The organism is Amycolatopsis echigonensis (assembly GCF_002846615.1).
In the GTDB taxonomy this organism is placed as follows: domain Bacteria; phylum Actinomycetota; class Actinomycetes; order Mycobacteriales; family Pseudonocardiaceae; genus Amycolatopsis; species Amycolatopsis echigonensis.
Map to the genome: position 1 here is coordinate 6,123,841 of NZ_PJMY01000003.1, position 20,065 is coordinate 6,143,905.

19 protein-coding genes are annotated in these 20,065 nt (G+C 69.5%); 6 read left to right on the top strand and 13 right to left on the bottom strand.

Annotation, left to right across the window (positions count from 1 at the left end; all coding sequences use genetic code 11):
• Window positions 1–10 precede the first annotated feature (10 nt).
• Window positions 11–922 (top strand): hypothetical protein, encoded by a 912-nt coding sequence (locus tag ATK30_RS34165; RefSeq protein ID WP_244194809.1) that lies wholly within the window; start codon window positions 11–13, stop codon window positions 920–922.
• A gap of 52 nt (window positions 923–974) precedes the next feature.
• Complete coding sequence (locus ATK30_RS34170; RefSeq protein WP_244194810.1) at window positions 975–1,349, top strand: hypothetical protein; 375 nt, start codon at window positions 975–977, stop codon at window positions 1,347–1,349.
• A 959-nt stretch (window positions 1,350–2,308) separates the two neighbouring features.
• Here the strand turns inward: ATK30_RS34170 and ATK30_RS34175 are convergent.
• Window positions 2,309–2,764 carry a hypothetical protein gene (locus ATK30_RS34175; RefSeq protein ID WP_101438909.1) on the bottom strand — a complete coding sequence of 152 codons (456 nt, stop codon included), beginning with the start codon at window positions 2,762–2,764 and terminating at the stop codon, window positions 2,309–2,311.
• Between the two features lie 86 nt (window positions 2,765–2,850).
• Here ATK30_RS34175 and ATK30_RS34180 point away from each other — a divergent pair, with 86 nt between their 5' ends.
• A complete protein-coding gene (locus ATK30_RS34180; RefSeq protein ID WP_101438910.1) occupies window positions 2,851–3,588 on the top strand; it encodes a TetR family transcriptional regulator in 738 nt (245 codons plus the stop codon).
• A gap of 684 nt (window positions 3,589–4,272) precedes the next feature.
• On the opposite strand, the gene ATK30_RS34185 is transcribed toward ATK30_RS34180, so the two are convergent.
• Window positions 4,273–5,166 carry an NAD(P)H-binding protein gene (locus ATK30_RS34185; protein ID WP_101438911.1) on the bottom strand — a complete coding sequence of 298 codons (894 nt, stop codon included), beginning with the start codon at window positions 5,164–5,166 and terminating at the stop codon, window positions 4,273–4,275.
• Between the two features lie 80 nt (window positions 5,167–5,246).
• On the opposite strand from ATK30_RS34185, the gene ATK30_RS34190 reads away from it, so the two are divergent.
• Window positions 5,247–5,882: a TetR/AcrR family transcriptional regulator gene (locus ATK30_RS34190; RefSeq protein WP_101438912.1), complete on the top strand. Its 636-nt coding sequence runs from the start codon at window positions 5,247–5,249 to the stop codon at window positions 5,880–5,882.
• A gap of 438 nt (window positions 5,883–6,320) precedes the next feature.
• Here the strand turns inward: ATK30_RS34190 and ATK30_RS34195 are convergent, their stop codons facing one another.
• From ATK30_RS34195 to ATK30_RS46550, 4 genes are all read right to left on the bottom strand, one after another.
• Window positions 6,321–7,493 carry a glycoside hydrolase family 64 protein gene (locus ATK30_RS34195; protein WP_101438913.1) on the bottom strand — a complete coding sequence of 391 codons (1,173 nt, stop codon included), beginning with the start codon at window positions 7,491–7,493 and terminating at the stop codon, window positions 6,321–6,323.
• A 189-nt stretch (window positions 7,494–7,682) separates the two neighbouring features.
• Window positions 7,683–8,201, bottom strand: coding sequence for a lytic polysaccharide monooxygenase auxiliary activity family 9 protein (locus ATK30_RS34200; protein WP_101438914.1), 519 nt, complete (start codon window positions 8,199–8,201; stop codon window positions 7,683–7,685).
• Window positions 8,202–8,720: 519 nt separating this feature from the next.
• On the bottom strand, window positions 8,721–9,461 hold the full coding sequence (locus ATK30_RS34205) for a LysR substrate-binding domain-containing protein (protein WP_244194811.1): 741 nt from the start codon (window positions 9,459–9,461) through the stop codon (window positions 8,721–8,723).
• Window positions 9,373–9,654 carry a LysR family transcriptional regulator gene (locus ATK30_RS46550; RefSeq protein WP_312878717.1) on the bottom strand — a complete coding sequence of 94 codons (282 nt, stop codon included), beginning with the start codon at window positions 9,652–9,654 and terminating at the stop codon, window positions 9,373–9,375. Before ATK30_RS46550 ends, ATK30_RS34205 begins: the two co-directional genes overlap by 89 nt.
• Window positions 9,655–9,738: 84 nt before the next feature.
• Here ATK30_RS46550 and ATK30_RS34210 point away from each other — a divergent pair, with 84 nt between their 5' ends.
• Window positions 9,739–10,959: an MFS transporter gene (locus tag ATK30_RS34210; RefSeq protein WP_101438915.1), complete on the top strand. Its 1,221-nt coding sequence runs from the start codon at window positions 9,739–9,741 to the stop codon at window positions 10,957–10,959.
• Complete coding sequence (locus ATK30_RS34215; protein WP_101438916.1) at window positions 10,956–11,378, top strand: PPOX class F420-dependent oxidoreductase; 423 nt, start codon at window positions 10,956–10,958, stop codon at window positions 11,376–11,378. Before ATK30_RS34210 ends, ATK30_RS34215 begins: the two co-directional genes overlap by 4 nt.
• A 172-nt stretch (window positions 11,379–11,550) precedes the next feature.
• Here ATK30_RS34215 and hpnH read toward each other — a convergent pair whose 3' ends face one another.
• The 7 genes from hpnH to hpnC are packed head-to-tail and all read right to left on the bottom strand — an operon-like array spanning window position 11,551 to window position 20,029.
• Window positions 11,551–12,552, bottom strand: a complete 1,002-nt coding sequence (gene hpnH / locus ATK30_RS34220) for an adenosyl-hopene transferase HpnH (RefSeq protein ID WP_101438917.1) — start codon at window positions 12,550–12,552, stop codon at window positions 11,551–11,553.
• A 3-nt stretch (window positions 12,553–12,555) separates the two neighbouring features.
• Window positions 12,556–14,025, bottom strand: a complete 1,470-nt coding sequence (gene ispH / locus ATK30_RS34225) for a 4-hydroxy-3-methylbut-2-enyl diphosphate reductase (protein WP_101438918.1) — start codon at window positions 14,023–14,025, stop codon at window positions 12,556–12,558.
• Entirely contained in the window at window positions 14,022–15,926 is a 1,905-nt protein-coding gene (gene shc, locus ATK30_RS34230; protein ID WP_101438919.1) for a squalene--hopene cyclase, read from the bottom strand. The genes ispH and shc overlap by 4 nt, the downstream gene beginning before the upstream one ends.
• A complete protein-coding gene (locus tag ATK30_RS34235; RefSeq protein ID WP_101438920.1) occupies window positions 15,926–16,966 on the bottom strand; it encodes a polyprenyl synthetase family protein in 1,041 nt (346 codons plus the stop codon). The genes shc and ATK30_RS34235 overlap by 1 nt, the downstream gene beginning before the upstream one ends.
• Entirely contained in the window at window positions 16,963–18,300 is a 1,338-nt protein-coding gene (gene hpnE / locus ATK30_RS34240) for a hydroxysqualene dehydroxylase HpnE (protein WP_101438921.1), read from the bottom strand. The genes ATK30_RS34235 and hpnE overlap by 4 nt, the downstream gene beginning before the upstream one ends.
• Window positions 18,297–19,166 carry a presqualene diphosphate synthase HpnD gene (gene hpnD, locus ATK30_RS34245; protein ID WP_101438922.1) on the bottom strand — a complete coding sequence of 290 codons (870 nt, stop codon included), beginning with the start codon at window positions 19,164–19,166 and terminating at the stop codon, window positions 18,297–18,299. Before hpnD ends, hpnE begins: the two co-directional genes overlap by 4 nt.
• The gene (gene hpnC, locus ATK30_RS34250; protein ID WP_208637481.1) at window positions 19,163–20,029 is read right to left on the bottom strand and encodes a squalene synthase HpnC; all 867 of its coding nucleotides are present in this window, start codon (window positions 20,027–20,029) and stop codon (window positions 19,163–19,165) included. Before hpnC ends, hpnD begins: the two co-directional genes overlap by 4 nt.
• Window positions 20,030–20,065: the final 36 nt, after the last annotated feature.

The window sequence follows — 20,065 nt, forward strand, 5'->3', positions numbered from 1 at the left end:
TGTGGCAGGGGTGCGGATCGCGGATCAGGAGTGGCCGGCGACAGTCGTGCCCGCCGACGCGCGCGAACGCGCCCAGGCGACGGGCGTGCTCGTCCGCCGCATGGGCTGGGTGTCCGAGCGGCTGACCCGGGAGGAACGCGACGACGTCGAGCGGCAGCTGGAGTTCTGGTACTCCCACGGGTACTGCCCGGACGCGCTGCTGATCGCGATGAGCGCGCTGCCGGACGGGACGCGCCAGCGGCCGCGGCGGTCCGGCGAGAAGCCGGGCGACTTCCTGCGCTCGCGGATGAAGGCCTGGTTCGCCGACGAGTCCGCGGCCGACCTGAGCGAGGTGCGCGAGCCGCCGCGGCGCGGGCAGACCTTCGAGGCCTGGCTCGCGAACCGGCGCAAGCAGGTCGCTGACGAGGGCACGTACCAGCGGCGTTCGCGGCTGACCGACGCGGGCGAGCGGGCTCGGGCCGAGGCTCGCTCGATCGCGGCGTCCCGGAGGAAGGATCCGCTCGCGCGCGTGCGCGAGAGTGAACGTCGGCGTGCCGCGGCGTTGGAGAGTCTGCGCGTGGTCGGCGAAGCGGTCGAGGTGCCACCGCCGCCGGCTGAGACGCGTGCGACGCCGCGGATGGTGGCGTCGTTCGCCGGACGGCAGGCGTTGGCCGCGCAGTCGCCGCAGGTGCTTCGGATCGTCGAGCGGCTTCGGGCGGAGAAGCGGGGGCCGTCGGCGGCGGAGCTGGCGGTGCTGCGGAATGCGGTTCGCGACGCGCATCACCACGCCGGGCTGGGCACGCTGGAGGCGGCGAGCGCGGAGGTCAACGACGTGGATTCGCTGACGCCGGACGGGCAGCGGATCAAGGATTTCCTCGCGCGTGCCGCGGATGATCGGCTGCCGCTGGACGCGACTGTGCGGTTGCTTCACTCGATGCGGTGAGCTGTGCGTGTCGGGTCACCCGCGGCGGGGAGGGTGTCTCCAGACTCGCCCGGTGACGAACACGTCGATGGACGATGCCGGACGCTGTCTGCTTTCGGTGGCGTGGAATATCCGGACGGGCGGTCCGCGGGCGGATCCTCGAGCGGACGCGGTGCGGGAGCGATTGCGGACGGTGTGCCGGGGGCTGGGACACGCGGCGTGCCGGTTCGCGGCGGGCAACGGCGGCGGGGACCCGGTGCCGTTGTTGCGGTTGGCGGATCGGGCGTATGAGATCGACACTTTGCTGTTGCTGGTGGGGACGTCGCTGATCCCGGATCCGGGGCGGGATTGGCGGTGGTGGGGGGAGATTGAGCGGTTGGTGGCCGAGGTGGACGGGATGGTGGGGGAGGCTTCGGCTGTGTTGGGCGGGGTTTGCGTTCCTGTCTGAGGGGCTGCTCGTCGCCCTGGCGGGCGACATTGCAGGTGGGTGTGTGCGTGGGGCACCCCGAAGTTTGATTGTGCTGACGGTTCGGGGGTGCTTGTCAAGGCGGGAAAGATGCCTTGACAAGCACCCCCGAACCGCAGAGAAGGCTTCGTATCGGGGTGCGGGGGAGGGGCTGGGTGCCTCGATGCGTTGGGTGCATCGGGCTGCGGTTTGGTGCGGGGTGGATTGGGTGCTGCGAAACGGAAATCATTACGCGATGCGCTACTGAGAACGGCTGGATGTGGCGTTGACCGAACGCCGCGAGCACCACGCGACGACCCATCCAGCCGGTGCGCTCGCCACCCTGCGGTGCGCCCGCTACCTGACCGCGCACCCATCGCCCAACGGCGCGCCCGCCACCCAACGGCGACCCCGCCACCCAACCGCGCGCCCGCCACCCAACGGCGGCCCCCCACCCAACGGCGGCCCCCCACCGAACGGCGGCCCCCCACCCAACCGCGCGCGCCTGCTCATCCCCGCCACAACCCGCCGGGGGCGATGCGGAGCACTGGCTGAGGCGAGACGGGCGGATGGCTCCGCTCCCGCAGAAGTCGGTGAGGGGAATCTCGGGGACTCCTCCCCCGCACCTTGGCATCGCGCGCCCGGCCTGTCGGAGAGGACGGCCCCGCGCACTACTGAGAAAACCTCGATGTGGCACGGGTGCATGCGACGCACCGAACGCCGCATCGGGTGCGTGGCGGCGACGGGGCCGGTCCGTGAAGGGCTCCTTGAGGGAATCTAAGTCCGTGAAGGGGCCCCTCACGAACGGCGGCGGGCCGTGGGGGACTCCTCAGAGCACGTGAAGAGACCCCTCGCGGAATCCGAAATGCGGCGAAGTGGAATCGGTGTCCGTGCAGGGAAATGGCCGCAAGGCGGGAGAGTCTCGGGCCTCGCGGCAACCGAGGCCCATGCGAGAGCGGGAGTCAGGGGCGCTGGCGCACTCCGGCCAGGACGGCGCTCACGCTCGGCAACCAGCGGTGCCTCGGGTCCGGCGCGGTCAGCCATTCCGGACCCAGTCCGGGGGCTTGCTGACCGGTCGGCAGGGGGAGGAGCGCGCCGCTGTCCAGGACGGTTACGTCTGCGGGCAGGGAGCCGCGCAGGAGGAGTTCGCCGTCGGTCTCGGCGAGGATTGCCAGGCGGGGGCCGTGCTGGGTCGGGAGGATCAGGGAAGGGCCTTCGCAGCCGAGGGCGGACAGGTGGTGGCGCACCGGGCCCGAGGTGAGTTTCGGCAGCGTCACCGCGCACAGACCGTTTTCCAGGGCCAGGAACAGGCGCGCGCCTTGCCGTCGGACGGACCAGCCGAACACCCCGCCGTAATACGCGTCCGCCGGGTCTGGGCCGGTGTGCTGGTCGGGCCGCACTTGCTGGTCGAGAGTCATCGTCGACGCCTTCCGCTCGCATGGGGTGCCCTCCATGCTAACGGCACTCAGTGCCACTAGCAAGCCAGGCTGCTACCGTTCCGGGAATGACGGAGACGCCGCGCACCCGGGTCGGGGCCACGCCTGCCGGGCGGCGGCAGTTGCGTCGTGCGCTCGCGACGGCGGCCGTGGATCTCTTCGCCGCCAACGGGTACGAGGCGACGACCATCGACGACATCGCCGCGGCGGCGGGTGTCGGGCGGCGGACGTTTTTCCGGTACTTCGACAGCAAGGACGACGTCCTCTTCGCCAACCACGACGAGATCGTCGCCGAGATGGAGCAGGTGTTCGAGACCGCCGACCCGGCGCGCGACCCGATCGAGGTGGCGACCGCGGCGGTGTCGCTCGTGCTGGAGTCCTACGCCGCGGAGCTGGACGTCTCGCTCAAGCGGTTCACCCTCACCCGGACAGTGCCGTCGTTGCGCGACAAGGAAGTCGCGACGGTCGACCGCTACCAGCGCGTCCTCGCCCGCTACCTCCAGGACCGCTTCGCCGCCGCCGGGGACGAGGCCGCGACTCTCCGCGCCGCGGTAGCCGCTGCAGCCATCGCGGCGGCCAACAACCACGTCCTGCGACGCTGGCTGCGCAGCGGCGGCAGGGAAGACATCGAGGCCGCGGCGACGGAGGCGTTCACCCTCGTCGCGGACGCGTTCCGGACGACCGGCGGAAAGCCCTCAGCGGAGGCGGAGCCGGGCACGGTGGTGGCGGTGCTCAGCACGGCGACGCCGTTGCACGAGGTGGTGACCCGGATCGGCGCCGCGCTGCGCGAGGCCGAGTCTCGGTGAGGCGCTTGCCGTTCGGCAAGTGAAGTGCACTGAGTGCCACTGGTGGGCGGATGAAGGCCGGGCGCGCTGGCCTCCTCGGCGGGGCGGTGCCGGAGGCGGCGATCCCGGTCGGGGAGTGGGGCCGCGTGCGGATCGGTGGGTGCGCTGGGCTGCTCGGCAAGGCGGTGCCGAATACGCCGACCTGGTCAGGGAATGGGTCGCGCGCGGATCGGTGGGTGCGCTGGGCTGCTCGGCGAGGGGGTGCCGGAGGCGGCGATCCCGGTGGGGAGTGGGGCCGCGTGCGGATCGGTGGGTGCGGGCGAAGCGCTGCGCGGTGGCCTGGTTGCAGGCGTGGTGTCGCAGGCGGGCTTGACGGCGGTCTGCTGCTCGCGGGCTCTTGTCGTCGCCGTCCCGCGTCGGTTGGTTGATCTCGGATGCCGCAGCTGTGGGCTTGCGGCCTGATCGCGGCAGTGGTGACCGAATTCTGGGATTGGGTTCCTCGTGCGTGGGCAACGACGGGAGTGCACCGAGGTGGGTAGTGCCCCGGTCTGGGAGTAGGTGCTTCGAGCGTGCTGCGGTGGGGGGCGGGTTGCCCGGCGAGACGGCGGCCCGTTCGGAGAATGGGCGCGTCCGTCCGCCGGGCACGGGTGTGGCCGAGGGGGTGCGTCGCCGGGTGGGGAGCGCCGAAGCGTGCTCCCGCCCGGATCAGGCCTTGTCCACCGCGGGCTTGAGGACTTCCGCGCACCATTGCCGGAAAGTCGTCGGAGTTTCCACGGCATGTTGCGGAGTGCGCACAACACCGTCGTCCAAATGGTTCAGCTTCGCCGTCGCCATGTCCATCATGGACTGTGCCATCGCCTCGGAAAGGCCGTTCGCGCGAACCTGCGCCCCCAGTGCGGAGACCGGGATTTGCTGGTACTTCACCGAAATCCCCAGCACTTCGCTCACGATCTCGGCTTCCTGGTTCGGCGACAGGTCTTCCGGGCCGAGCACGGGGACCTCTTCCCGGCCGGTCCACGAAGGATCGAGCAGCAGCCGGGAAGCGACCGCGGCGATGTCTCGCGTGCAGACGGTCGGGGCGGCGTAATCCGGGGGCAGGACGTCGTAGAACATGCCTTGTTCTTTGATCACCGACGTTTGACGCAGCAGATTGTCCATAAAGGTCGGATTCGCCAGCGCGCGGAACGCGACGCCGGTGTCGGAGATGAGGTCGTCCATGGCCAGGGTGGCGGTGACATGTCCGGCCTGTTCGGCGACAGCGGTGCCGCGGCCCAATGCGCTGACCGACACCACTCGGCGGACGCCATGGGTGCGGATTGCCTCGACGGCGGGGCGGGCGAAGCCGGAGTAGGCCTCGTCGGCGCTCGCGGCTTGCCGGTCGGGCGGGACTAGCCAGAAGACGGTGTCCGCGCCGTCGAAGGCTCGGGCGAGCACCTCGGGATCACTGTGCGAACCAGTGTGGACTTCGACACGTTCGCGCAGGTCAGCGGGCAGTTTCGCGGGATTGCGGACGATCGCGCGGACGGGGCGCGAGCCGTCGGCGATCTCGGCGAGAACGCGGCTGCCGATGTTCCCGGTGGGGGCGGTGACGACGATCATGCGGGCACTCCAGGAGACTGTCGAAGAGGTGGAGCAGGAAGTAAACTCCACCGTACCGTTTACTTTTGGCGGAGGCAAGGATGGCGCGTGAAGGCGGTTCGCAGCTGCGGGGTGCGGAGTTGCGCCAGCACATCCTGCTGGCGGCGAAGAACGTGTTCCTCGAAACCGGGTTCGAGCGCGCGTCGATGGACGCGGTCGCGGCCAGCGCGGGGACGTCCAAGCGGTCGCTGTACGCGCACTTCGAGAGCAAGGACAAGCTGTTCCTCGCGGTGCTCGACCTGGTCCGCGAGCTGTACCTCGGCAAGCTGATGACCCCGGACGCCTACGCGGACGACCCGGTCGAGGCGGTCGCGCTGTTCTGCGGTCGGTTCCAGCAGTTGCTGACCTGGGAGTCTCAGGCGCAGACGTGCCGGCTCTGCATCTCGGCCGCCGAGCGGTTGCCGGACAGCGCGAAGGCGTACTACGACGCGATGTTCGCGGTGATGTACTCGCGGCTCGCCGGGTACCTGGCTGCGCAGTACCAAATGGACGGTCCGGAGGCGGCAGCGCTCGCGGAGGATTTGGCCGGGCGGACGGTCTTGCCGCGGGTGTTTCGGGTGCTGCTGAAGGTCGAGCCAGCGATCGAGGACATGCCCGGGACTGAGGCGGCGGTGGAAAACGTCGACCTGGAACCGATTCGGAAGGTTGTTGCGGCGACATTGGGACAGCGGGCATGAAGATCGCCGACGTGTAGCTCGCGAATCCGCCGTTGACGAATCCGTTTACCAGCTGGTCCGAGACCAAGACCGGCGAAACTCGCACGGTGGTGCGGCTGCGCACGGACACCGGGGCCGAGGGCTGGGGCGAGACGCGCTCGAAGCTTTTCACCGGCGACAGCACCTGGCCCCGTTTTTCCATGGCTATCTGGGGTAGGCGCGCCGACGCAACCGGTGCGGAAGGGAAGGAACTCGCGCAGGGTTTGCTGAACACGCGACGAGGGTGGTCGCGGAGGGCGGCTTCGCGGCGGTGAAATTGAAAGGCACGCGGGACGTTCGCGGCGATGTCCGCATTCTTCGGAGCTGCGGAGCGCACTGCCGGACGTCGAATTGCGGGCTGATCCCAACGCCGCGTGACGGTGCCGCGGTCCGAAAAGGACCGCGGCACCGTGTTGCGGGTCAGCGCAAGGCGTTGACCGTGATGGTGAGCGTGTCCGGGTCGCCCGCTTGGACGGCGCCGCTGAAATCGGGGCCGGGGGAGACGTCGTCGTACGGGAAGGCGTAACCGCGATTGTCCGGCAGTTTGCTGTGCACGATCCGGGCGTAGTGGTTGGTCTCCGGGTTCTGGTAGAACTTCGCCGGATCCTCGCCGGTCGGCTGCTTCGGGTTGTCGCGCAGAGTGGTGCGGTTCAGTGCCGCCGCCAGCCGGGGGATGATTGCTTTGCGTGCGTCGCTGTCGCCTTGTTTGATGGTGAACGGCCCGCTGTCGCAACTCCACACGTCCGGCGTCGCGGGCTTGTCGAAGCGTTCGCCGTTGTCGAAGGCGAGCACGCCGTCCGCGCCGACCTTGCCGGTGAACGCGCCCAGGCCGGGCACCTGAGTGTCGACGGTGAGCGTTTCACTGGTGTATTTCTGCCACACCTCGTCGATGTAGCCGTCGAGGTATCCGCCGAATTGGTCGGCGCGGTAATGCGCGGACAACGCGCGAAGCGGCTTTCCGTCGCCGCCGGTTTCGATCAGCGTGCCCCATTTGCCGCCCTGGGCGTTGAGCGCGTCGCAGATCAGGTCGAGCGAGCGGGCGGGCAGGCCGGGGACGGTCTGGTCGCCGGAGCCGGTCGTGGTGAGGTGCAGGCCGAGCGGGATCGCGACGAAGTCGACGTAGCTGATGTTCGCGAACAGCACGTCGTTGTTGAAGGTGAATTCGCAGAACGACCAGTTCCGGTTGTAGTTCGGGTCGTCGGCGGCGAGGAAGCTCGGGTGCACGAGGGCCGGGCCCTGGTTGACGAAAAAGTCCAGTTTGCTGTCGAGTGCGACATAGATCCGGGCCGCGTACATTTTCGGGACGGTGACCTGGGAAAGCGACTTCAGCGGGATCGCGCAGTCCTCGGCGAGCGGGGTGTGGTCGCTGCCCGGGGACGGCGGATAGTAAGGCGTGCCATCGGCTTTCAGGATGACGAGCCGGTTGTCCAGTGTCGTGCCGGTGATGTACGCGTACGTCTGGCCCGCGCCGGACTGGTCGTCGAAAGCGACCTTCGCGGTGTCGGGGGTGGTCGCGGAGGCTAACGCGGAGTTCCAGAGTGGAAATGTCGCGGCTGCCGCGGATGCGCCGAGGAATGCCCGCCGGGAAATCAAGGAAAACCGCCTCCTGGAGTCGTGCCCTTTTCCGGTGACCGGCACGCTAGCCACGGACGGGAAACCGGGTCAACGCGTGCGGGGGAAATTGGCTGGTTTTGTCATTCCCGGCGTTTTGTCTCCGGACGCGCGCGGAGGCACGGGCCGCCGCCACGGCCCGTGCCTCACTGTCTGATGTGGACGGTTCGGTCAGCTCACCTGCAGGTCGATGCAGGCGTAGAACGCATTCGCGGTGTCCGCGATGTTCCAGACGGCGAGCACCGTCTGCCTTCCGGTGTGCCCCTTGAGATCCACGTTGTGGGTGACCGTCTCCGGGGGCTGCTGGCCGCCGCCGTCCACGGTGGCGATCTTGTCGTTGCCGATCCAGTATTCGTAATTGGAGGTGCGGTGCCGGGCGGTGAACTTCCACGTGAAGGCCACGGAGGAACCGACCGGCGTCGCCTTCCAGCCCTTGTTGTTGTCGTTCAGTTCGGCGAACTGCGCGTTGCCGCCGTCGCAGCTGTGCAGCCCCTTCGGCCCTTCGACGCTCTGCGGTTCGTACTTGATCTGTCCGCAGGAAACCGTTCCCTGCGCGCATTGGGCCTGCCTGCTCGCCGGCGCGTTGACGTATCCGTGCGCGCTGGCGATGCCCGCCGGGCTGAGCAGCACGAGCACCGGCGCGATCGCCGTGCCGACCGCGGCGGCGACGAGTTTCCGGTTCGCTTTCATGGGCAGCTCCTTCGGGGAATGCTCGTTTCCCGGTGCGGGTACGACAAAGCGACGCACCGGCTTTCCGGGAGCCGGCCCGCACGAGGGGTGGAGCGAAGGGGTGGGCTTCTTGGTCTAGACCATACGCCCGAGGCTCAGGAAAGGTCAACAGCTGGCAAAGAAAGGCGGGGCGCGGTTATCCGTCAACGTTGTCAGGCAAGGACACTGTCGCTTGTGGTTCTTGCCGGGCGGGATTCCTCGGATTGCGCCGGACGGGTGGCGAAACGCGGATTGCGGGCACTGAGCGTGATTTCGTCCGCCCTGGACTGTCTACAGTGGATTGTGCGAAACTGCGAGGACGCACGGAAAGCGGTCGAGCAGGGTAATCCGGTGCAGCGATTCTGCCCGGTCTTCGCAATTCCCGACTTCCGGAGGGTTGAACGGATCCGGCCAGTAATGCTGCACTAGGCGGTTCGGTTTTAGTGCGTTCGACGAGGAAAGCCGCGGCCATTCGGCGGGAGCGGCAGCCCGCCGGCACGGTCAGCTCCGGGCCGTCGGAGCCTGCTGAGCCAGCTCCCGCGCCACCTCGACAGCCACCTCGATGGTCCGCGCCGCGAGCGGGGACTCGTCGCCGCGGCCGGGCGGCCAGTGCAGGTAGATCGCGCGCGCCGGGGTGGGATCGAGGTCGTGCACCCGTAGATCCGGCCAGCCCTCGGGTCCGTGGATCGCGCCGCAATCGCGGCAGACGACCTGGTGGATCGCCAGCCAGGGCAGGACGGCGAGACCCATTCCGGCGCGCACCATCGACAAGATCGTTTCGCTGCCCGCGGACCGGAACACGATGCGCGGGCGCGCGCCGGCGTCCGCCAGCGACCGCTCCAGCCTGGGCTGGTCGCAGCTCGACGGCCAGGCCACCATGGGTTTGCCGTCGAGTTTTCGGGCGGACACCGGCCCCTCGGGCAGGTCGCCGGGAGGCGCGACTAGCAGGTAGGGGTCCTCCATCAGCAGGACGCGTTCCGTTTCGTCGCTGATCAGGCCGTCGTAGAACAGCAGGTCGAGTTCGCCCAGCCGAGGCTCGTCGGGTTCCGAAAGGCGGATGTCGCAGCGCGGGTGCTCCTCGCGGAGGAGGCGCAGCACGGTCGGCAGAATCGCGTGGGAGACGCTTTGCAGGGTGCCGACGTCGACGCGGCCTTCACCGGCTTTGAAGCGGTCGACCGCCTGGCCCAGCGCCTCGGCTTGCGCCAGCACCGCACGGCCGTGTTCGAGCACCACCGCGCCCACGGGGGGTGATCCGCACGGGACGCGGACCGCCCGGCCGGTCGAACACCGCGCCGCCGAGGGTGCGTTCCAGCGCCGCGATGTGCTGGCTCACGCTCGACTGCGTGTAGCCGAGCCGGTTCGCCGCCCGGGAGAACGTTCCCTCCTCGGCGATCGCGAGCATCGTCGTCAGGTGCCGCAGGTCGAAGTCGGCCATGAGGCGAGTATATTACGAACAACGATGGATTCGATCATAAACAATCGCTTTTCTTAATCTCTGCGCGCTCCTAGCGTCGTTGCCATGAAAGTCGCAACGATCACCGCGGAGAGAACTCCCGTTCGCGGGCTGCCGTCGCTCGCGTGGGCGCTCGGTGCGTGCCACCTCGTCGCCCGGGGCGGCTCGTTCGTGCAGCCGATGTTGGTGCTGTACCTGACGCAGGAACAGCGGATGACCCCGACGGCGGCCGGTGCCGTGGTGGCAGCGGTGGGCATCGGCGACTTCGCGTCGCAACTGCTCGGTGGCTGGCTCGGGGACCGGATCGGGCGGCGGAGGACGATGCTCCTCGGGTTTCTCGGGACAGCAATCGCGTTGGCCGCCTTGGGTTCCGCCGAAACGATTGCGGGAATCTGGGTGACGGCAGTGGGCTACGGCCTCGCTGCCGGGCTCTTCCGTCCGGCGGGCTCGGCGGCGGTGGCGGACCTTCCTCCGGACCAGCGAGTGCGGGCGTACAGCCTTCTTTATTGGGCGGCGAATCTCGGATATGCCGTCGCCGCGACGGTTGCCGGGGTGTTGGCGAGCCGCGGTTACGGGCTGCTGTTCTGGCTGAACGCAGTCGCGATGCTGGCAGCGGCGTTGATCGTGGTGGCTGCGGTGCCCGAGACCCGTTCAGCCGCGAACCACGATCGACGCGCGCTGCTGCCCGTGTTGCGAACGGACCGTCTGATGATCACTATGACGCTGATTCACGTCGGCTGCTTTACGGTGCTGATGCTGGCTTTCGCGACATTGCCGTTGTTGATGACCGCGCAGCAGTTCAGTTCCGCCGCCTATGGCAGCGTGCTCGCGCTCAATGGGTTCGCCATTGTTGTCCTGCAACCCTTGGCTGTCGCGGTCTTGGCGAATCGCGACCGTGGGACTGTGCTCGCTGCTTCGATGTTGCTGGTCGGTCTTGGCGGCGGTCTTGCCGCCGTGACGTCGAGCATTGCTGGTTATGCCGTCGCGGTCCTCGTTATCAGCCTTGGACAGATCGGGTTCGCGGTCCAGTTCGGTGCGACGTTCGCTGCCCTCGCACCGCCCGATCTCCGCAGCGGATACCTGGGCGTCGCGTCGAGCGCGTGGAGCCTTGGCGCGGTGCTCGGTCCGGTGGCCGGCACGGCGTTGTTGCAGCAGGCGGGCCGAACTTGGCTGGGCATAGCGGCTTTCGCTGCCGGAATTCTGCTTTTCCTCGCCCAGAAAGCCGTCGCTGGACGACTTCGTGAGCGACAGGCTGGTCAGTTAACCGAGAAGGGAACACACCGATGACGACCATGACCGACAGCGAATGGCACGCCTTCCTCACTGAGGGAACCAGGCTTGCTCATCTAGCTATCACCCGGGCCGACGGACGTCCCCACGTCACCCCGATCTGTTTCGTCCTCGACGGAGACGAACTCGCCTTCGCTCTGTCACCGGGAAGCGTCAAAGGCAAAAGCCTTGCGCGAGATGGGCGCGTCGCCGTCTGCATCAGCGACGGGCACCAGCCGTACGCCTTCGTGACCGTGGAAGGACAGGCACGAATTTCTGCCGAACCGGACCAGATCAGACGCGTCGCGGCGGGGATCGCCGAGCGTTATTACGCCGGTCAGTCCGCAGTGGACCTTGCTGAATCGTTCGTCCACGGTGGATTCACCGCGGTGCGGATCAGCATCGCGAAGGTCATCGCCCAATCTGGACTCGGCTGAGACTGTCTCACTGCAGCCGTGCCCCGGTACTCGCCGAGTTAGGCCACCGCTGCACCAGGGCATGGGCCCGCGCCGCAGTGTCGGCGACCAGTGACCACGGCACGGCGAGCACCGACAGCAAACGGCCGTGAGGGGAACCCTGAGCAAAGGTTCCCCTCACGGCCGGCGGAGGTCAGTGTCCGACGGCGGCCCGGACGGATTCCTTGAGCGAGCCGAGCGTCGCGATCACCGCGGTGGGTTCGTAGCCGCAGTGGGCCATGCAGTTCGAGCAGCGCGGGTCCTTGCCGCGGCCGAAGTTCTCCCATTCGGTGGTTTCGATGAGTTCCTGGTAGGTCTTCGCGTAGCCGTCGTCCAGCAGGTAACACGGGCGCTGCCAGCCGAGCAGCGAATAGGACGGGATGCCCCACGGGGTGCATTCCAGGTCGCGTTTGCCCTCGAGGAAATCGAGGAACACCGGCGAATGGTTGAGCCGCCAGCGTTTCCGGTTGCCGCCGCCGAAGGCCTTGGAGAACAGTTCGCGGGTCTGCTGCACGCCGAGCCAGTGGTCCTGGTCCGGCGCCTTCTCGTACGCGTACCCCGGCGAGATCTGCATGTTGTCGACGCCGAGGTCGTTGAGGTAGTCGAGCACGTCGATGACGTCCTGCGGGGTGTCCCCGGTGAAGAACGTCGTGTTCGTCATGACGCGGAAGCCTTTTTCCTTGGCGAGCTTGATCGCGTCGACCGCCGCCTGGAAACCGCCCTCCTTGCGCACTGACGCGTCGTGCCGTTCTTCGAGGCCGTCGATGTGCACCATCCACGCGAAATTGCGGTGCGGCTTGAACTTGTGGATGTGCTTGGGCAGCAGCAGCGCGTTGGTGCAGAGGAAAATGATCTTGTTGCGGGCGAGCAGCTGCCGGGTGATCTCGTCGATCTGCGGGTGCATCAACGGTTCGCCGCCCGCGATGGACACCATCGGCGCGCCGCTCTCCTCGATCGCCCCGACCGCCTGCTCCACCGGCATCCGCTGTTTCAGCAGGGTGTGCGGCTGCGCGATCTTGCCGCAGCCGCCGCATTTGAGATTGCACGCGAACAGCGGTTCCAGCTCGACCAGGAGCGGGAATTTCTCCTTGCGCAACAGCTTCTGCTTCATGAGATAACCGCCCAGTCGAAGAGACTGGCGCAACGGCATGGCCATCGCTCAGAGCACCTCCCGAGGTAGGGTGAACGTCATTTCTTCCTCCGTCAGCGTGTTTTCCGCGACGCTGACCGGCCCCAATCCGCGCAGGGCCTCGACTGTTTCGGTCACCAGATGCGGCGGCGCCGACGCGCCCGCGGTGAGCCCGATCCGCCCGGCTCCGGCGAGCAGGCGCAGGTCGACGTCGGCGCAGCCGTCCACCAGCGCCGCCGGGGTTCCCTCGCGTTCGGAGACTTCCACCAGCCGGCGCGAGTTGGACGAATTCCCGGAACCGACCACCAGCACCAGATCCACTTCGCGGGCGATCGCGCGCAAAGCCTGCTGCCGGTTGGTGGTGGCGTAACAGATGTCGTCCTTGCGCGGCGCGGAAAGCCCGGGGAACCGTTCGCGGAGCACGGACGCGATTTCCTCGGCTTCGTCAAGCGCCAGCGTGGTTTGCATGGTGTAGGCGGTGCGCGCCGGGTCGCGCACGGTGACCGTCCGGGCGGCCGCGACATCGCCGACGACCACCACGTCGTCGGGCGCTTCCCCGACGGTGCCTTCGACTTCCTCGTGCTCGGCGTGTCCAATGAGGAACACTGTCTCGCCGCGACCGGTGTAACGGCGGACTTCGTTGTGCACCTTGGTGACCAGCGGACAGGTCGCGTCCACTACGGACAGCCCGCGATCCGCCGCGGCACGCCGAACCGCCGGGGAGACGCCGTGGGCGGCGAACACGAGCGTCGCGCCTTCCGGAACTTCCTCCACCTCGTCCACGAACACCGCACCGCGCTCCTGCAACCGGTGCACGACATGAGTGTTGTGCACGATCTGCCGACGCACGTACACCGGTGCGCCGTGCTTCTCCAGCGCTCGCTCGACAATCTCGATCGCTCGCTCCACCCCGGCGCAGAACGAACGCGGACTGGCCAGCAGAACCATGCGCGGCCGCACGGCTTCGGCCCACGCGGTGAGCGCGGGAGCGGCCCGGCGCAGACTCCGCAGCCCAGCGAGTCCATTGGAGACAGTCGAGGGATGCAGCAGCGGCTCGCCGACAGTGTCCACAATGGCCCGAACCACGGCGAACGGCTCACCGCTCGCGGCAAGCCACGCGGACTCCATGTCGACCGCCAGCGCACCGCTCGAAGCCAGCGAAGCCCGTTCCCGCTCGCGTACCACGTGCGAACTGCCGACGACCGGTCCGAGATGGACAGTGAGCCCGAGACCCCGCAACGCACCTGCCAGCAACGGCGCGGACGGCACCGGCACTACGCCGGAAGGACCGCGCACCTCGGTGGCGACCACCAGGTCCCCCGGCCGTACCTCCGGGGTGAGCCCTCCGCCGACCCCCGCGACGATCCGAGGTCCGGACGGGAGCCGGGCCGCAGCGGCGGCGGCCCGGCGAGGCCCGAGTCCGGTGTGGACCGTCCGCGGACCGGGGCCGCGCACCGCGGCCTGTTCGATCCGCAACGGGGTGCAGACGATCGGGGTCATGACCCGCCCCGGAGATACCGGCCGAGCGCGGACAGCGGGAACACCACGCGATACAGGTGATACGACAGGTAGAAGTCGCCAGGGAACCCGGTTCCGGTGTGCTTGTCCTCGTCCCAGCCGCCGTCCGGACGCTGGCGTTCGCACAGCCACTCGACGCCTCGGGCGACCGCTTCGGACTCCCGTTCTCCGGCGGCGAGCAGCGCCAGCAACGCCCACGCGGTCTGCGACGGCGTCGAATCACCGCGTCCGGCCCACGCCCGGTCGTCGTAGGAGCGCAGGTCCTCGCCCCATCCGCCGTCCTCGTTCTGGTGCTCGGCCAGCCACTTCACCGCGTGCCGGATCCGCCGGTCCGCCGCCGGAATCCCGGCCGCGACCAGCGCGGGCACCACCGCGCCCGTGCCGTACACGTAGTTCGCGCCCCATCGGCCGAACCACGAGCCGTCTTCCTCCTGGTTGTCCAGCAGCCACCGCACTCCCCGACGGCATTCGCGAGAGCCGGATTTCCCCTCCGCGGCCAGCATTTCGACCACGTGCGCGGTCACGTCCGCCGACGGCGGGTCGATCACCGCGCCGAAATCGCAGAACGGCAGGCGGGTGGTCAGCACCTGCGTGTTGTCCGCGTCGAAGGCACCCCATCCACCGTCGCTGGACTGCATCCCCTCCAGCCACGCGACGCTCCGGTCGACCGCCTCCCGGATCCGCAGGTGGTCCGGTTTGCCCATCCGCCGCAGCGCGAGCACCACCTCGGCGGTGTCGTCGGTGTCCGGGTAGCCGTCGTTGGCGAATTCGAACGCGAAGCCGCCCGGCTGCAGCGAGGGCCGCCGCACCGCCCAGTCGCCCGGCACCCGGATTTCCTCGCCCAGCATCCACTCCGCGGCGCGGACCAGGGTTTCGTCGCCGGGGGAGACGCCCGCGTCGAGCAGCGCGGTCATTGCCAGCGCGGTGTCCCACACCGGCGACTGGCACGCTTCGAGCCGCCGCACCCAGCCCTGGTCGGTCTTCTCGCGGATGGTGAACCCGTCGAGCCCGGCGATCCCGGCCTTGAGCGCGGGATGGTCGAGCGGATAGCCGAGCAGGTGCAGCGCGAGGATCGAGTACACCCACGGCGGCTGGATCCCGCCCCACGAACCGTCGGCCTCCTGCCGCGCCAGAATCCACTCCGCGGCCTGCTTCATCGCGAGCTTGCGCACCGGGTTGAGCGGCAGTTTCGCGTAGGCGTGCAGCGCGGTGTCGAGATTCTGGAACACACCGTCCCAGGTCCACGGCGCACGCGTCTTCGGCGGTCGCTTGCCGGTGCGCAGTTCGGAGACGTCGAAGGGCAGCTTCCGCACCGGGCGGAACGTGCCGACGATGGTCAGCGGCACGATGGTCTGCCGCGCCCAGCAGGCGAAGTCGTAGACGTTGAGCGGGAACCACGACGGCAGGAAGATCAGCTCCGGCGGCAGGCTCGGCAGCTCGTCCCACGACCACTGGCCGACCAGCGCGAGCCAGATCCGGGTGAACACCCGGGTCGCCTCGATCCCGCCGTGCCCGCGGATCCACTCCGCGGCCGAGGACAGCCACGGCGCGTCCGCCGGATCGCCGGCCAGCCGGAGCGCGACCCACGCCTCGACCGTGGTGGACAGGTCGGCCGGGCCGTCCGGGAAGTTCGCCCAGGTGCCGTCGCCGCGCTGCTGCGAGCGGATCCAGCGCGCGGACTCTTCGGCGATCTGCGGGGTGAGGATTCCGAGGAAATGCCGCAGCAGCAGGTCTTCGGCGTCCATCGTGACGTTGGTGGCGAGTTCGCCCTTCCACCATCCGGCGCGGTCCTGCTCACGGCGCAGGAACTCGACGGCCGCGGCGACGGTGTCGGCGGCGGTGCGAGCGGCGGGCGCGGAGGTGCGGGGGACGGTCTGGGTCATCACGCTTCCCTTCCGGCGATGAAACGGGCGATCGAAACGAGGTCGGCGCGCGGGCCCGGCGGGATGACGGCCAGCGCTTGCTCGGCGGTGGCGACGTGCCGCGCCGCTTCCGCGGTCGCCCACTCGCGGCCGCCCGCGTCGTCCACCAGCGCGGCGATCCGCGCGAGGTCGGTGTCGTCGTCCCCGGCGAGCCATTCCGCCAAACGCCGGCCCGCCGCGCCGCCATGCGTGGTCGCGTAGGTGATCGGCAGCGACTTCTTGCGCGCCCGGAGGTCGGAGTACACCGATTTCCCGGTGACCGCCGGGTCGCCCCAGATGCCGAGCACGTCGTCGACGAGCTGGAACGCCAGGCCGATCTCCTCGCCGAAGACCGCCAGCGCGTCGACCACCTCGGCGGGCGCACCGGCCAGCACTGCCCCGATCGCGGCGCTCGCGGACAGCAGCGCACCGGTTTTCCCGGCGGCCATCGTCACGCATTCGGTGAGCCTGACGTCGTCGCGCTGCTCGAACGCGACATCCAGGAACTGGCCGTGGATGAGCCGTCGCGTGGTCTCGGTGAGCAGCCGGCCGGCGGAGACCGCGTGCGGGGAACCGCTGTCCAGCACCACTTCCTGCGCGAGCGCGAGCATCGCGTCCCCGGTCAGGATGGCGCTCGCGGACCCATACAGCGCCCACACCGTCGGCCGATGCCGGCGCTCTGTGTCGCCGTCCATCAGATCGTCGTGGACGAGCGAGAAATTGTGCACCAGTTCCACCGCGACGGCACCGGGCACGCCGACTTCCACCGGCGCGCCCGCGGCCTGCGCGGAGACGACGGCGAGCGCCGAACGCACGGCCTTGCCGCCGTTGCCTTGCACCGGCACGCCGTTCGGGTCGGTCCAGCCGAGGTGGTAGGCGCTGATCGCGCGGCTGGTGTCGTCCAGGCGGTCGACGGCGGCGCGCAACGCTGGTTGCACGACGTCGCGGGCGCTGCCGAGCACCGGCGGCACCGCGGAACGCACGGTTGTCGTCTTCGCGGCGGAAAATACATCGGCGGTCATGCTCCGACTCCCTCCCTCTTACCGTTGTGCTGAAGAAGGGCAGCCGCCGCAGTTGCGCCACTGCGCGCGGCACCTTCCATCGTCGCGGGCCATCCGGTCGCGGTCCACGCGCCCGCCAGGTACAGCCCGGGCAGGGCGGTGCGCGCGGGCGGGCGCAGCGAGGCGGTCCCGGGACCGGGCCGGAACGTCGCGTGCCGCTCGCGCGTGACGAAAAAGTCGAGCACCCGGGCGCCGCGCGCCTCGGGCAGCAGAGTCAGCAGTTCGGGCAGCAGCTGCTCGCGCAGTTTCGCGGTGGGGAGGTCGATCTGCGCGTCCGCAGCGGACAGCGACATCGCGAGGTACTGCCCGGAGTCCAAACCGGACTGTCGCGTTCGGTCGAACACCCACTGCACCGGGGTGCGCACGCCCGCGACGAACGGTTCGTCGAGAACCTTCCGGTCGAGCACCACGTGCACGTTCACGATCGGCGAGCTGCCGAGCCCGCCGGACCAGCCCGGCGGCAGCCCGATCGCCCCGGTGGGCGCGAGCTGCTCGGTGACCGGCGGGGGAGTGGCGAGGACGACCTGGCCGAACTCCTCCTCGCCGCGGTCGGTGGTGACCCGCCAGCCTTCGCTGATCGCGCGCACCTTCGTGCCGACCCGGACCTCCGCGCCGGCCTCGATCAGCCGCTCCCGCGCGGGGTCGCCGTGCAGTTCCCGCAACGGCACCAGCGACCATCCGATGTCGGCCGCGGCCGGATCGGTGAGCAGCCCTTCCTGGAACACTGTCGCGGCGAGACTGAGCGACGCGTCGTCGGCCGTCGCGTTCAGCGTTGCCACGCCGACCAAATCCCACAACGCTTCGATCGCCGCCGCGCTCTGCCCGTGCCGGCGCAGCCATTCCCCGAAGGACTGGCGATCCGTGCGGTCGGACTTCGGGTCGACCCGGCGCAACGCGAGCGCGGCCATCGCGAACCGGGCGCGGTCGAGCGGGCGCAGCGGGTCGTAGCGCAGCAGCGAGCCGGCCAGGTGCAGCGGCGCGGGCAGGTCGTCGCGCCGCAGCCAGGTCGGCCCGGCCGCGCCCGGCAGCCGGATCGGAATCTCCAGCCGGGGCTGCAGAGTCACCCGGTCCGCGACGCCGAGCCGGTCGAGCAGCGCGCGATAAGCGGTGCAGCAGCGGAGGAACACGTGCTGTCCATTGTCGACCCGCAGCTCGCCGCGAGCGAACGAATGCGTCAGCCCGCCCAGATGCGGCCGCGCCTCGAACAGCGTCACCGGCCGCCCGGCGTCGGCGCAGGCGAGCGCGGCGGCGATGCCCGCGAGCCCGCCGCCGACCACCGCGACCGGGGCGGTCATCGGCCGATCCCGGTGAGCGCCCGGAACGCCACCACCGCCTTTTCCCGGCCGGACAAGGAAAGCCGCCGGTCGAACACGCGCGCGGGCTGTTCGTCGATCCGGTCCAGCAGGGTGCGGTAGATGCCCGACATCGCGGTGCAGCAGGCGGCGCTGCGACCGTCCAAAGAGGGCACGAGGCGAAGGCCGCGGGAGTACCAGTCGCGAGCGCGCGCGGCGCTGTCGTGGATCAGGGCGGTGAGCCCGCCTTCAGGGTCGGCCAGCTTCCCGTCCGGCCCGACGGACAGTTCGACGCCGAACCGGTCGAGGTCCTCTTTGGGCAGATACACCCGGCCGCTCAGCAGGTCCTCGCGGATGTCGCGCAGGATGTTCGTCTGCTGCAAGGCGATTCCCAGCTCGTCGGCGTACACCGGCGCGTTCGGCTCCGGACGGCTGCCGAACACGCCGAGGCACAGCCGCCCGACCGAACCCGCCACGCACCGGCAGTACTCGACCAGTTCGTCGAACCGCACGTACTCGCGGCCGGTCACGTCCATCTCGACGCCGTCGAGCAGTTCCTCGAACGCGCCCAGCGGAATCGGGTACCGGCGCGCCGCGTCGGCGACCGCGACGTACACCGGATCGGTGGCCGCGGACAGGTCGCCCAGCGCTTTCCGCACCCCGGCGAGCCCTTGCAGCTTGGTCTCGGCGGACGCCGCGGTGTCGTCGCCGATGTCGTCGATGATCCGGGCCAGCGCGTACACCGCGCACAACGCCGCACGTTTGTCCGGCGGCAGCAACCGGATTCCGTAGTAGAAGTTGCGCGCTTGTTCCTTGGTGACCGCCGCGCAGTGCGCGTAGGCCTCGTCCACTGTGCTCACTGTCGTCATCCGGACCGCCTCCTCGTGCCGACTTGCAGCCACCCCAGCCAACTCAGCAGTCCGGCCCGGCTCGGCCGGACCGGCGCGGACAGCACGTCGCCGCCGCTCGCGCGCAACGCGTCGACCGTCGCGAGCCCGCCGGCGAGGAAGCCGCTCACCGCGAACCGGCCCCAGCCGGACAGGTGCCCGAGCAAGTCCGCGCCGTCGCCCAGCAGGGCGGCGGCGCGGCCGGTTTCCCACCGCATCAGCGCTTTCATCCGGGGCGACGCGTGCGCGGCGCCCAATTCCTCCTCGGCGACGCCGAACTCGGCGAGATCCTCCTGCGGCAGGTACACGCGCCCGTTGCGGTAGTCCTCGCCGACGTCCTGCCAGTGCTCCACCAGCTGGAGCCCGGTGCAGATCCGGTCGGACAGCTCGGCCGCGGCCGGGTCGCGCACCCCGAGCAGGTCGAGCACGATGCGGCCGACCGGGTCGGCGGAAAGCCGGCAGTACGCCAGCAAGTCCGCGAAGAGCGGATAGCGGTGCACCCGCTGGTCTTGGATGTTGGCTTCGACCAGCCGCTGGAACGGTTCCTCGGTCAGCCGTCCGGCCCGGATCGCGGGAAGAAGTCCACGGACAGCGGGATCTGTCGGTTCCCCGTTGCCGAACGCCGCGGACACTTCGGCCGAGAAGGCCTTGAGCTGCGCGGTCCGGTCGCCCTCGGCCTCGTCGCCCAGATCGTCCACAGTGCGCGCGACGGCATAGACCGCGACCAGGTCGGCGCGCAGCCTTTCCGGCAGCACCCGCAGGGCCACCGGGAAGTTTTCCGCGCGCCGTTTCTCTCGCAGGCCGGACGTATCCGGAGCGTGACGGACACCCGAGGCTGATCTCATCCCCGCCAGTGTCGCGCCCCCGGACGGGCGGCTTCT

Excerpts from the sequence above, each read along its gene's own strand:
- ATK30_RS34190 (WP_101438912.1), top strand. The coding sequence starts at position 5,247 with ATGGCGCGTGAAGGCGGTTCGCAGCTGCGGGGTGCGGAGTTGCGCCAG.
- hpnC (WP_208637481.1), bottom strand. The coding sequence starts at position 20,029 with ATGAGATCAGCCTCGGGTGTCCGTCACGCTCCGGATACGTCCGGCCTG.
- ATK30_RS34200 (WP_101438914.1), bottom strand. The coding sequence starts at position 8,201 with ATGAAAGCGAACCGGAAACTCGTCGCCGCCGCGGTCGGCACGGCGATC.
- shc (WP_101438919.1), bottom strand. The coding sequence starts at position 15,926 with ATGACCCAGACCGTCCCCCGCACCTCCGCGCCCGCCGCTCGCACCGCC.
- hpnH (WP_101438917.1), bottom strand. The coding sequence starts at position 12,552 with ATGGCCATGCCGTTGCGCCAGTCTCTTCGACTGGGCGGTTATCTCATG.
- ATK30_RS34185 (WP_101438911.1), bottom strand. The coding sequence starts at position 5,166 with ATGATCGTCGTCACCGCCCCCACCGGGAACATCGGCAGCCGCGTTCTC.
- ATK30_RS46550 (WP_312878717.1), bottom strand. The coding sequence starts at position 9,654 with ATGGCCGACTTCGACCTGCGGCACCTGACGACGATGCTCGCGATCGCC.
- ATK30_RS34180 (WP_101438910.1), top strand. The coding sequence starts at position 2,851 with ATGACGGAGACGCCGCGCACCCGGGTCGGGGCCACGCCTGCCGGGCGG.
- hpnE (WP_101438921.1), bottom strand. The coding sequence starts at position 18,300 with ATGACCGCCCCGGTCGCGGTGGTCGGCGGCGGGCTCGCGGGCATCGCC.
- ATK30_RS34175 (WP_101438909.1), bottom strand. The coding sequence starts at position 2,764 with ATGACTCTCGACCAGCAAGTGCGGCCCGACCAGCACACCGGCCCAGAC.
- ATK30_RS34215 (WP_101438916.1), top strand. The coding sequence starts at position 10,956 with ATGACGACCATGACCGACAGCGAATGGCACGCCTTCCTCACTGAGGGA.
- ATK30_RS34235 (WP_101438920.1), bottom strand. The coding sequence starts at position 16,966 with ATGACCGCCGATGTATTTTCCGCCGCGAAGACGACAACCGTGCGTTCC.
- ispH (WP_101438918.1), bottom strand. The coding sequence starts at position 14,025 with ATGACCCCGATCGTCTGCACCCCGTTGCGGATCGAACAGGCCGCGGTG.
- ATK30_RS34210 (WP_101438915.1), top strand. The coding sequence starts at position 9,739 with ATGAAAGTCGCAACGATCACCGCGGAGAGAACTCCCGTTCGCGGGCTG.
- hpnD (WP_101438922.1), bottom strand. The coding sequence starts at position 19,166 with ATGACGACAGTGAGCACAGTGGACGAGGCCTACGCGCACTGCGCGGCG.